An 11,857-nucleotide genomic window follows, 5' to 3' on the forward strand; every position below is an offset into this window, starting at 1 on the left:
CTCTTCTCAGGCGGCGTGACAGATGTTAAACGATTAACCATGGGCCTACGAGACACGGGCAGAACAGTCGCCGGGATCGGCGTCCAGCGCCATAACGACAAGAACAAAACCTACTTTACAGGCAGGGAATACTACGTTATACGTATAACATGCGCCCCACCGCCAAGCAGGTAGCCGAACTGGCCGGGGTGTCGACCGCGACCGTCTCGTACGTCCTCAGTGGCCGGGAGCAGCGCGTCGGCGCCGAGACCAGGCAGCGCGTCCTCGACGCCGCCGCCCGGCTCGGCTACACCCCCAACCAGGCGGCCAGGAGCCTGCGCCGGCGCAGGACGCAGCGGGTCTGCCTGGTCCAGGGCTCGTTCGGCGGGGTGCCGACCGACGAGCGGCTGGCCCGCGACCTGCACGAGATGGCCGACGGGCACGGATACTCCGTCGTCACGCTGGCCGTCTACTCCGAGGCCCGCGCCACGGCCGCCGTCGACGTGCTGCGCGGCGGCATCGCCGACGCGGTGCTCGTCAACAACGTCGGCGACCACCTCACCGAGGAGCTGCTCGGCCGGATCGTCTCCGCCCGGCTGCCGACCGTCGTGATCGGCAACGGTCCGGCGCCGCCCGGCTGCGACGTCGTGCGGGCTCCGGAGACCGAGGTGTCGGCCGAGGCGGTGGAGCACCTGATCGCCCAGGGGCGGCGGCGGATCGCGTTCCTCGCCCAGCGCTACGAGCTCTACCGCGACCGGCCGATCGGCCGGCTCCTCGGCTACCACACGGCGCTCGACCGCCACGGGATCGAACAGCGGACCGTGGTGTCGGGCGCCGACGACCGGGTGAGCGCCTACCAGGCGGTCACCGGTCTCCTGCGCTCCCCCGACCCTCCCGACGCCGTCTTCGCCGCCAGCGACCGGGCCGCCATCAGCACGATCTGGGCGGTCAGGGACGCCGGGCTGCGCGTCCCCGGCGACGTCGCGGTCGTCGGCGTCGGCAACATCGACGAAGGTCTCATCACCAACCCCCAGCTCAGCACCGTTGGCCCCATCCGGCACGACTACACCGACGTCGTCCGCCTGCTCTTCGACCGGCTCCAGGCCGAGGAGCCACCGCCCGGCCGCGAGATCGTCCGCCCGTGGACGTTCGTGCGGAGGGGCTCCTCCTAGAAGGGAAACCGACACAGATGTCTCCCCACCTTTCCCGCCGGGACCTGCTCCGCCTCGCGTCCGCCGCCGCGGCCTTACCCGTCCTGTCCGCGTGCGCGGGCGCCCCGCCCGCCCGGACCGCCGAGCCGGGCACGTTCACCGCCTACTGGAACGCCGGCCACGACTACCAGGCCTACCGCAAGGTGATCGCCGAGTTCGAGCAGGCCAACCAGGTCAAGGTCAACCTGCAGAAGTACCAGTGGCCCGACCTGCGCACCCGGCTGCTGGCCGACTTCGCCTCCGGGATCGTGCCCGACGTGGTGGAGGAGCCGGGCGGGTGGGTGCAGGAGTTCGCCCTCTCCGGCAACGCCCGCTCGCTGCAGGAGTACGTCGACCGCGACGGCGCCGCCATGGGCTTCCCCGCCGACTGGCAGCCGGTCACCGTCGGGCGCAACTCGTACCGGAACCAGGTGTACGGGGTGCAGCTCCACCTGACGTGCACCCTGCTCTTCTACAACAAGGGGATGCTCGACGCGGCCGGCGTGCGGCCGCCGACCACCTGGGAGGAGCTGCTGGAGGCGGCCAAGAAGCTCACCAAGGGTGACGTGTACGGCATCGCGCTCAACCAGGACTACTCCTACGCCAACCCGTGGCTGCTGCAGAACGGCGTCCGGCACTACGACCCGGCCACCAAGGAGGTGCTGACGCCGCGCGACAAGGCGATCGAGGCCATGCGGTTCCAGGCGGACCTGGTCCACAAGCACAAGGTGGCTCCGGTGCCGGTGTCGGGCACCGACTACTCGGGACCGCAGAAGCTGTTCTCCGCCAAGCGCGCCGCGATGATCATCACGGGGCCGTGGGACCTCGGGCCGATCCGGGAGACCAGCCCCGACATCGAGCTCGGCCTGGCCGCCCCGCTCAAGAAGGACGGTCAGGCCACCAACGCGGCCGGCACCAGCCTGTTCGTGCCGGCCAAGGCCGCCAGGCCCGACCTGTCGTGGGACTTCGTCAAGCGCATCACCGCGCTGGAGGTCGAGCGGGCCGCCACCAAGGAGGTCGGCATGCTCATGCCGCGCGTCTCCTGGGCCGAGCTGCCCGAGGTGGCGGACGACCCGCTGATCAAGCCGTTCGCCGAAGCGCTCGGCTACGCCCGGGACTCCAGTGAGGAGATCCGGCTGACCGGCCAGTCCGGCAGGTTCGAGGAGGAGATGAAGAAGATGTACCAGTCGGTGGTGATCCAGAACCGGCCGGCCGAGGAGGCGATCCAGGCCATGGCCGACGCCGCCAAGGGCTTCCTGGCGTGAGCCTGCTCCGGCCGCGCACCCTGTCGGACAGGTACGCCAGGACCGCCTACCTGTTCCTGCTGCCCGCGATCCTGTTCTTCGCCGCGTTCTTCTACCTGCCGATCGGCAACGTCGTCTCCACGAGCCTGATGACGGGTCCGCAGGCCGACCGGTTCACCGGCCTGGGCAACTACGCCCAGGCCCTGGCCGACCCGGCGGTGCGCCACTCGTTCCTGGTGACGGTGGCGTTCGCGGCGGCGGTGGTGGCGGGGTCGATCGTGCTCGGGCTGGGCCTGGCGCTGGCGCTGGACCAGCCGCTCAAGGGCCGGGTGGCGTTCCGGGTGATGCTGCTCGTGCCGTACCTGACGTCGGTGGCGATCGTCGGCCTGCTCTGGCGCAACATCCTCGACCCGGAGCTGGGCGTGCTCAACCGGACGCTGTCCTCGTTCGGGCTGCCCGAGCAGCAGTGGCTCAACACGCACCCGCTGCTCACCATCGCCGCGATCACGCTCTGGCAGAGCGCGGGCTACACGATGGTGCTGTTCCTGGCAGGACTGCAGGGCATCCCCGAGACGTACCACGAGGCCGCGCGGATCGACGGGGCGGACGCCTGGCACCGGTTCTGGCGGATCACGCTGCCGCTGCTGGCCCCGACGACGCTGTTCGTGTCGGTGATGGCGGTGATCTCGGGGCTGCAGGCGTTCGGGCAGGCGTACATCATTACCAACGGCGGTCCAGGCGACGCCACCGACCTGTCGGTGTTCCACATCTTCAACGTGGCCTTCCGCACCCGCGACTTCGGCTACGCCTCGGCGCAGTCGGTGCTGCTGCTGGTGGTCATCGTCGCCTTCACGCTGATCCAGCTGCGGGCCGGGCGGCGCGGGGAGGTGCGTCACTGATGCGGCGCGCGCTCATCTACCTGATGCTCACCCTCGCCTCGCTGGTGATGGTGCTGCCGCTGCTCTACATGCTCTCGCTGTCGCTGCAGACCGAGGCGGAGACGCTCGCCGCCGAGGCGGTGATCGTGCCGGAGAGCCCGCAGTGGGGCAACTACGCCGAGCTGTTCGCGCGGGCGCCGTTCGGCGACTTCATCGTCAACAGCCTCGTCGTGGCGGGCGCGATCACGGTGGCCCACCTGCTGTTCGACCCGCTGGTCGGGTACGTGTTCGCCAAGTTCGACTTCCCGCTGCGCAACACGCTGTTCGTGGCGCTGCTGGCCACCCTCATGGTGCCGTTCTTCGTGCGGATGATCCCCCTGTACGTGCTCATGGCGCATCTGGGGTGGATCAACACGTACCAGGGGCTGATCACCCCGTTCCTCATGGACGCGTTCGGCATCTTCCTCATGCGGCAGTTCATCCAGCCGATCCCGGACGACCTGATCAACGCGGCCCGGATCGACGGCGCTTCGGAGTTCACGATCTACCGGCGGATCATCCTGCCACAGACGCGGCCGGCGCTGGCCGTGCTGGGGCTGTTCACCTTCGTCTTCCAGTGGAACGAGTTCCTCTGGCCGCTGGTGGCGACCACCACGCCGGAGATGCGGACGATCCCCGTCGGGCTCACGCTGTTCAACCAGGAGTACTTCACGCTCTGGCATCTCACGGCGGCGGGCTCGGTCATCCTGTTCGTCCCCACCGCCGTGCTGTTCATCGTCAGCCAGCGCTACTTCGTGCGCGGTATCACCCTGACCGGCCTTCGTTAGGAGTCATCGAGTGCGCCCGAACGTGATCGTCGTCCTCACCGACCAGCAGCGGTGGGACACCGTCGGCCCGGCCTTCACGCCGAACCTGGACCGCATGGCCAGGCACGGCACGCAGGCGGCGGTGGCGCTGACCCCGCAGCCGGTGTGCGCGCCGGCCCGGTCGGCGCTGCAGACCGGCCGCTACCCGACCACGACGGGGGTCCACCGCAACGGCGTCGTGCTGCCGCCGGAGGAGCGGACGCTGGCCCACCACTTCGGCGCGGCCGGCTACGCCACCGGCTACATCGGCAAGTGGCACCTGGGCAGCGCCGACCCGGTGCCCGCCGGGGAGCGCGGCGGCTACCGGAGCTGGCTGGCGTCGAACGTCCTGGAGTTCACCTCCGACGCCTACCGGACGATCACCTACGACGACGCCGGCGAGCCGGTGTTCCTGCCGGGCTACCGCTCCGACGCGCTGGTGGACGCGGCCGTCCGCTTCGTCGCCGACCACCACGACGAGCCGTTCTTCCTGTTCCTGTCGTTCATCGAGCCGCACCACCAGAACGAGGTGGACGACTACCCGGCGCCCGACGGCTACGAGGAGCGCTACCAGGGGAGCTGGCTGCCGCCGGACCTGGCGACGCTCGGCGGCACCGCGCACCGGCACCTGGGCGGCTATCTCGGCCAGATCAAGCGGCTGGACGAAGGACTGGGCCGGCTGCTGGACGCGCTGCGCAGCATGGAGCTGCTGGACGACACGATCGTGGCCTACACCTCCGACCACGGCAGCCACTTCAAGACCCGCAACGACGAGTACAAGCGATCCTGCCACGACGCCTCGCTGCGGGTGCCGCTGGCGCTGCGCGGCCCGGCCTTCGACGGCGGCGGCGTGGTCGCCCGGCCGGTGTCGACCATCGACCTGCCGCCCACGCTGCTGGAGGCGGCGGGGCTGCCGGTGCCGGAGGAGATGCAGGGCCGCTCATTCCTGCCGCTGCTGCGCGACGCCCGCGCCGACTGGCCGGAGGAGGTGTTCTTCCAGGTGAGCGAGTCGGAGGTGGGCCGCGGCATCCGCACCGGCCGGTGGAAGTACTACGTGGTGGCCGAGGACGCCGACGGCTGGAACGACCCGGCCGCCTCCCGCTACCGCGAGCAGGCCCTGTACGACCTGGCCAGCGACCCGCACGAGCTGGTGAACCTGGCCGGGCTGCGCTCCCATCTCCAGGAGGCCGCCGAGCTGCGGGAGCGCCTCGTCCACCGGATGGTGGCGGCGGGCGAGGCCGAGCCGGTGATCGAGCCGGCGGCGGAGAACGACTCGCGGGAGAGGGTGCTGGCCGACCCGACCGTCAGGCTGGGCGGCCTGGAACCGGTGCGGTTCGGTCATCAGCGCCCGAGCCTGTCGTAGCCCTATACTCCTCCCGACCGCCTCGGAGGATGTGAGCCTTGACCGTCCCGGTGTCCGCCGCGAGCAGAGCGGCCGAGCCCCTGTGCTACCCGGCGCGATCCCTGGTGATCATCACCGGGCTGCCGGGGGCGGGCAAGTCGACGCTGCTGGGCCGCCTCTACCCGCTGACCGGCGCCGAGACCGCCCCGGTCCGGATGGACGGCGCGACGGTCGTCGACTCGATGCAGTCCCGCCTGCGCTGGGCGGCCCCGCTGGCCCGGGTGCCGAAGCCGATCCGCACGGCCACCGTGTTCGTCACCCACGTCCGGCGCGTCCGCGCGGCGCTCCGGCGCGGCGAGTCGGTGGTCGCGCACAACCGGGGCTGCGGCCCGCTGGTGCTGCGCGGCTTCGCCCGGCTGGCCCGCCGCGCGGGCGCGAGCTTCCATCTGGTGATCCTGGACGTGCCCGCCGACGCGGCGATGGCGGGCCAGCGCGCCCGGGGACGGGTCGTCCCCCGGCGCACCTTCGACCGTCACCGCCGCCACTGCGCGGCGCTGCTGGCCCGGGTCCTGTCCGGCGACCCCGCCCCGGCGGCCTCGGCCCGGGTGCTGGACCGGGAGGCCGCCGGGCGGCTGCCGGGCATCAGATTCGGGTGATGCGCACCGCGTCGGCGACCACGTAGCCGGTCGTGGTGGTCCAGCGGCTCACCCCGACCACGTTGTACGTGCCCGCGTTCAGCGAGAAGGCGCCGAGGTCGCGCCAGGCGCCGCCGGTGCGCTGGTCCACGGTGACGGTCCGGTTGCCACCGGAGGCGGCGACGAGGTGCGGGGTGGCGCTGTTGTAGCCGGCGTTGCCCGGATACCAGACCTCGATCCGGTACGTGCCCGCGCTCGGGATGCTCGCCCGGAACCAGGCCGGGTCGCTGGCGGCCACCGGCTCGGCGAAGCGGTAGTCGGCGCCGTGGCGTTCGGCCGAGTAAGCGGAGGTGCCCCAGCTCGTCCCGGCCGTGAACCCGGCGTCGGCGTTGTCCACGGTGAGGCTGAACCCGCCTCCGGAAGCGGTCACGGCCCGGCCCGCGCTGGGGGCGCTCTCCTGGTGGGTGCGGGCGAGCGCGGTCACGTAGTAGGTGTAGGCGGTGCCGGCGGCGGCCGTGGCGTCGGTGAACGCCTTCTGCCGGGTGGTGCCGAGCAGGTTGCGGGCGTCGGCGAACGCGCACGGGTCGGCGGCCGAGGGCGTGCCGGTCACCCGGTAGACGGCGTAGGCGGCGCCGTTGCCGGTCCAGGCGAGCGACACGCCGCCGGTGCCCCGGGTCGCGGAGGTGATCGAGGGCGCGGCGGGGGCGGCGGCCGAGCCGCGCGTGTGGTGCAGCGACGGCCTGGTGTAGTGCGCGCCGGCCAGGATGGAGAAGGAGTTGATCCGGTTCGCCCTGACGTCCTTGGCGCTGAAGAAGATGTCGCCGGCCACCTCGGGGTGCTGCCGGTTGAGATGCAGGTGGTCACTGAGCTCGTTCGGGTCCTGCCAGTCGGCGCCGTGGCTGCTCACCCCGGCCCGGTAGGCGGCCTGGCCGGCCAGGAGCCGCACGCCGGTGTTCCTGACGACCTCGGCCCACCAGGCGATGAGCACCTGGTAGTCGGCGACGGAGTAGCCGATGTGCCAGTAGAGCTGCGGCGCGATGTAGTCGACCCAGCCTTCCTTCACCCATCTCCGGGTGTCGGCGTAGATGGCGTCGTACGACTGCAGGCCCGAGGTGCGCGAGCCGAGCGGGTCGGTGGAGGCGTTGCGCCAGATGCCGAACGGGCTGATGCCGAACGACACGTGCGGCTTGGCCGCGTGGATGCGCTGGTCCAGCTCGCGCACCAGCAGGTTGACGTTCTCCCTCCGCCAGTCGTGGACGCTGGCGAACCCGCCGCCGTACTGGGCGTACGCGGCCGAGTCGGGGATGGTCTGGCCGCTGGCCGGATACGGGTAGAAGTAGTCGTCGAGGTGGACGCCGTCGAGGTCGTACCTGGTGACCGCGTCCATGATCACGTCTTCGATGAAGTCGCGCACCTGCGGCAGCCCGGGGTTGTAGTAGAGCTTGCCGTCGTAGGCGAAGCGCCAGGAGGGGTTGCGGCGGGCGGGGTGCGAGGCGACCAGCCGGTCGGGGTCGGCGTGGTTGGCCACCCGGTACGGGTTGAACCAGGCGTGGAGTTCCAGGTCGCGCTGGTGCGCCTCGGCCACCATGAACGCGAGCGGGTCGTAGCCGGGGTTGGCGCCCTGGGTGCCGGTCAGCCACTGCGACCACGGTTCGAGCGAGGACGGCCAGAACGTGTCGGCCGTGGGCCGCACCTGGACGACGACGGCGTTCATGCGCCGCTGGACGGCCAGGTCCAGCCAGGCGCGGAACTCGGCCTGCTGGGCCGAGACGCTCAGGCCCGTGCGGCTGGGCCAGTCGATGTTGGCGACGCTGGAGATCCACATGGCCCGGAGCTGGCGCTTGGGTGTGGCGGGGTCGGTCGTGCAAGCAGTGGTGTTCGCGACGGCCGCGGGGGCGGCGGCCGGCACGACGAGGGTGCCGAGCGCGGCGGTGAGTGCCACCAGAGCGAGGCGCAGGAGCGTGGTCACGAAGAGAAGTTTCAGTGCATCGTGACCAGACCGCAATAGTTTTCAGATCATTCGCGGGGGCCCAACTTGCGACGTCCTCCGACGCGCGGGCGGAAAGTTTCCTTGAATAGCGAAGTAATGTCAATTATCGACATCTGTCATGAAACTCGCTTACTGTGCGTGCGGTACCCCCCGAAGTGGAGCTCTCATGACACTGGCACGGACCCGATTAGTAGCCCTCGTCGCCGCCGCCCTCGGCTCCCTCCTGGTCTTCGCCGGCCAGCCCGCCCTGGCCGAGCGGGGCGGCGCCCCGCTCACGGACGCCTTCGCCAAGGCCGCCGCCGAGCACGACGTCCCGCGTGACCTGCTCGTCGCCCTCGGCTACGCGGAGACCCACCTCGACGGCCACGGCGGCGAGCCCAGCGCCAGCCGCGGCTACGGGCTCATGCACCTCGCCGACAACCCCGCCAACCAGACGCTCCAGGAAGCCGCCCAGCTGACCGGCCTGCCCGTCGCGACGCTGAAGAAGGACGACGCCGCCAACGTCCTCGGCGCCGCCGCCGTGCTGCGCTCGTACGCCGACAAGCTCGGCCTCGACGAGACCGCCAGGAAGGACGCCGGCCGCTGGTACCAGGCGGTCGCCGAGTACGGCCACGCGTCCTCGCCCGAGACGGCCCGCCTGTACGCCGACGCCGTCTACGAGCTGCTCGGCCTCGGCCTGGAGGCCCGCGGCGTGCGCGTCAAGCCGCAGGAGGTCACCGCCGACCGCGGCGACCTCGCCAAGGCCCGCGACCTCAACGCGCAGGCGGCGGTCGCCAGCCCCGACTACCCGCCCGCCGCCTGGGTCCCCGCCTCCACGAGCAACTACCGCGTCTCCAACCGCGAGACCAGCTACAACATCGACCGCATCGTCATCCACGTCACCCAGGGCTCGTACGCGGGCACCATCTCCTGGTTCCAGAACCCGAGCGCCCAGGTCTCGGCGCACTACGTGGTCAAGTCGTCCAACGGCGCGATCACCCAGATGGTGCGTGACAAGGACGTCGGCTGGCACGCCGGCAACTCCACCTACAACAACCGCTCGATCGGCATCGAGCACGAGGGCTGGGTCAGCGACGCGTCCTGGTTCACCGACGCGATGTACCGCTCCTCCGCCGCGCTGACCCGCCACCTGGCCGACAAGTACGGCGTCCCGAAGAACCGCACCGGCATCATCGGCCACAACGAGGTGCCCGGCGCCACCCACACCGACCCGGGGCCGCACTGGAACTGGACCACATACCTGAACTACGTGAACGGCGGCACCACCGACCCGCCGAGCTGGACGACCACGATCGACAACGCCGGCGCCCAGTTCACCGCCAGCACCAACTGGGGCACCTCGGCGTACTCCAGCCAGCGTCACGGCACCGACTACCGCTTCGCCACCCCGGTGTCGGCCAGCGACGGGGCCTGGTACTCGGCGACCATCCCCAGCGCCGGCGCGTACCAGATCGAGGTCTGGTATCCCAGTGATCCCGGATACAACAGTTCGGCCCCGTACATCGTGGCCACATCCAGCGGAAACCAGACGGTCTACGTCGACCAACGCTCCGGCGGCGGCGCCTGGCGGAGCATCGGCACCTTCCAGCTCAACGCCGGCACGCAGAACGTCGTCGGCGTCAGCCGGTGGACCGGCGGCACCGGCTACGTGATCGCGGACGCGGTCCGCATCTCCCGCCCGTAAGGGCCGGAGGAACCGGAGAACCCTGACGGGGAGCGCCTCGACGGCGCTCCCCGTCACAGCTTCCGCGTCACCAGCTTCCGCGTCACCAGCTTCCGCGTCACCAGCTTTCGCGTCACCAGCTTTCGCGTCACCAGTCTTCGCGTCATCAGTCTTCGCGTCACAGCCGCCCGTCGCGGGCGTTCAGAGCGGGAGCAGGCCGCTGTCGCCGCGGCCGGTCCGGGTCTGGAGCGTGCGGATGGTGTCCAGCACGTGGCGCGTGCTGGCCGCCTCTTCCAGCAGGTCGCCGCGGGAGCGCTTCCCTGCGGAGCGTTCCAGCCGGTCGAGGATCCGTACGCGCTCCTCCAGCCGGTGGACGGCCGCCCACAGCGCCCGTTCCATGGCGTCGGCCTGCGCGTCGACCAGGCTCTCTTCGGACCAGGAGTGCCCGACCCGGCAGACGTGGCGTCCGGCGGTCTCGTACAGCGGGCCGCCGCACTCCGGGCAGCTGAGGCCGGTGAGGCCGTCGGCCGCCTCGCCGGGGGCGCTCGGCGGGCCCAGGAACCGGGAAACCTCGCGGATCAAGTCGGTGTCGTCCACAGCCTCCTCCGTGATGACAGGTGTGCGGCTCTGCCGCACCAGCCAGTCGGCGAGTTCCCGCGCGGGCAGGACCGACGCGTTCGGGACCGCCGTGAGCGCGGCCACCGGCATGCCGGGGAGCGCCGCCTCCGCCGGGTCCTGGACCGCCACCGCGCCACCGTGCCGGTCGACCGCCACGCAGCCTCTCGCGCCGTCGTCGAGCGCGCCGCTCAGCACGACGGCCGCCACCCGCACCCCGGCGTCGAGCGCCGCGCTCATGAACAGCGGATCGGCGGCGGGACGGCGGCCGTGGTGCCGGGGGCCCCGCGACAGCCGGATCCTGCCGTCGTCGAGCAGCAGGTGGCGGCCGGGACCGGCCACGTAGACGTGGCCGTGTTCCACGATCCGCCCGTCCTCGGCCGGGAGGGTCTTCAGCGGGCCCGCCCGGTCGAGGACGCCGGCCGGCGGGCCGGCGCCCTGCGGCACCACGAGCACCGCGGCGGGCAGGTCTGCGGGGAGCGTGCCGAGCAGGAGTCGCAGCGCCTCCGCCGCTCCGGCGGAGGCGGCGACCACGATCGTGTCCCTTCCGACTGTCAGCACTCTGTCCCTCTGTCCCACGGGCGCGGGCTCATGCGTGGCGCCGGACAGGCTCAGGTACGGCGCCAGCGCGACTCGCCGAAGCAGTAGCCCGCGAACAGCATCAGCCCGAGAGCGACCAGGACCAGCAGCCAGGGGCCGACGGGGGTGTCGGCGAACGAGCGCAGCGCCTGGTCGATGCCGCCGGCCTTGTCCGGGTCGTGGGTGATCGCCGCCTGCACGACGAGGATCCCGGCGAGCCCGGCGATGACGCCGCGGGCCACGTAGCCGGCCATGCCGAGCCTGTCCATCATCGAGCGGGTCTGGGGCGACATCTGCCCGGTGTTGAGCTCCTCGCGGAACTTCTTGGTGACGCCCTGCCGAATCCAGTAGATGCCGAGCGCGATGATGCCGAGGCCGACGGCGCCCACGATGAACTCGCCGCCCGGGAGGTCGAGCAGCTTGGCGGTCACGTCCTGCGACTTCTCGTCCTCGGACGCGGCCCGTCCGTCCAGCAGCACGCTGAGCAGGGTGAACACGATCAGCCCGTACACGACGGTCCTGGCGGCCGACTCGACCCTGTCGAGGGTCTTGTGATGGCTGAACAGCGCTTCGGAGGCCTGCCAGATGGCGAGCGCGGCGAAGCCGACGACCATCACCCACAGGATCACCGAGCCGAACGGCAGGTCGGCGACCGCGGTGATGGCGCCGCCCTTGTCGGCCTCCCGATCGCCGCTTCCCATGGCGATCTGAATGGCCAGCACGCCGATCAACGCGTACAAGACACCACGGCAGGCCAGTCCGATCCGGGCCAAGCGGTCCAGGGCCGGGCTGTCCGCCGCTCGCCGGGCGGCTGCTTCCGCCGATCGGCCGGCACTCTGTGCAGTGCTCATGAGGTCCTCCAGGGGGTCGAAGGCCCGTCCAATGCCCCGAATCCGC

The 11,857-nt window shown here is 71.3% G+C and carries 10 protein-coding genes; 7 read left to right on the forward strand and 3 right to left on the reverse strand.

The genetic code is table 11. The features are described from left to right. The first annotated feature begins 149 nt into the window (after window positions 1-149). Genes ACQEUU_RS01385 through ACQEUU_RS01410 form a run of 6 tightly spaced genes read left to right on the forward strand, consistent with a single transcriptional unit; the run spans window position 150 to window position 6,134 of the window. Window positions 150-1,151: a LacI family DNA-binding transcriptional regulator gene (locus tag ACQEUU_RS01385; RefSeq protein ID WP_433059131.1), complete on the forward strand. Its 1,002-nt coding sequence runs from the start codon at window positions 150-152 to the stop codon at window positions 1,149-1,151. A gap of 17 nt (window positions 1,152-1,168) precedes the next feature. After that, on the forward strand, window positions 1,169-2,434 hold the full coding sequence (locus ACQEUU_RS01390; protein WP_433059134.1) for a sugar ABC transporter substrate-binding protein: 1,266 nt from the start codon (window positions 1,169-1,171) through the stop codon (window positions 2,432-2,434). Beyond that, window positions 2,431-3,312: a carbohydrate ABC transporter permease gene (locus tag ACQEUU_RS01395; protein WP_433059137.1), complete on the forward strand. Its 882-nt coding sequence runs from the start codon at window positions 2,431-2,433 to the stop codon at window positions 3,310-3,312. The genes ACQEUU_RS01390 and ACQEUU_RS01395 overlap by 4 nt, the downstream gene beginning before the upstream one ends. Next, window positions 3,312-4,118 (forward strand): carbohydrate ABC transporter permease, encoded by an 807-nt coding sequence (locus ACQEUU_RS01400; protein ID WP_433059140.1) that lies wholly within the window; start codon window positions 3,312-3,314, stop codon window positions 4,116-4,118. Before ACQEUU_RS01395 ends, ACQEUU_RS01400 begins: the two co-directional genes overlap by 1 nt. Before the next feature lie 10 nt (window positions 4,119-4,128). Beyond that, window positions 4,129-5,499 (forward strand): sulfatase-like hydrolase/transferase, encoded by a 1,371-nt coding sequence (locus tag ACQEUU_RS01405; RefSeq protein WP_433059143.1) that lies wholly within the window; start codon window positions 4,129-4,131, stop codon window positions 5,497-5,499. Window positions 5,500-5,537: 38 nt separating this feature from the next. Further along, window positions 5,538-6,134, forward strand: coding sequence for an AAA family ATPase (locus ACQEUU_RS01410; RefSeq protein ID WP_433059145.1), 597 nt, complete (start codon window positions 5,538-5,540; stop codon window positions 6,132-6,134). On the opposite strand, the gene ACQEUU_RS01415 is transcribed toward ACQEUU_RS01410, so the two are convergent. Next, window positions 6,121-8,082 carry a family 10 glycosylhydrolase gene (locus ACQEUU_RS01415; RefSeq protein ID WP_433059148.1) on the reverse strand — a complete coding sequence of 654 codons (1,962 nt, stop codon included), beginning with the start codon at window positions 8,080-8,082 and terminating at the stop codon, window positions 6,121-6,123. The two genes, ACQEUU_RS01410 and ACQEUU_RS01415, sit on opposite strands and share 14 nt — an antisense overlap. Window positions 8,083-8,269: 187 nt before the next feature. Here ACQEUU_RS01415 and ACQEUU_RS01420 point away from each other — a divergent pair, with 187 nt between their 5' ends. Next, window positions 8,270-9,787 (forward strand): N-acetylmuramoyl-L-alanine amidase, encoded by a 1,518-nt coding sequence (locus tag ACQEUU_RS01420; RefSeq protein ID WP_433059151.1) that lies wholly within the window; start codon window positions 8,270-8,272, stop codon window positions 9,785-9,787. A gap of 180 nt (window positions 9,788-9,967) precedes the next feature. Here ACQEUU_RS01420 and ACQEUU_RS01425 read toward each other — a convergent pair whose 3' ends face one another. After that, complete coding sequence (locus ACQEUU_RS01425) at window positions 9,968-10,942, reverse strand: chemotaxis protein CheB (protein WP_433059154.1); 975 nt, start codon at window positions 10,940-10,942, stop codon at window positions 9,968-9,970. 50 nt (window positions 10,943-10,992) lie between these two features. Continuing rightward, the gene (locus tag ACQEUU_RS01430; RefSeq protein WP_433059157.1) at window positions 10,993-11,811 is read right to left on the reverse strand and encodes a DUF1206 domain-containing protein; all 819 of its coding nucleotides are present in this window, start codon (window positions 11,809-11,811) and stop codon (window positions 10,993-10,995) included. Window positions 11,812-11,857: the final 46 nt, after the last annotated feature.

The organism is Nonomuraea sp. CA-218870 (assembly GCF_050936535.1).
GTDB classification, from domain to species: Bacteria; Actinomycetota; Actinomycetes; order Streptosporangiales; family Streptosporangiaceae; genus Nonomuraea; species Nonomuraea corallina.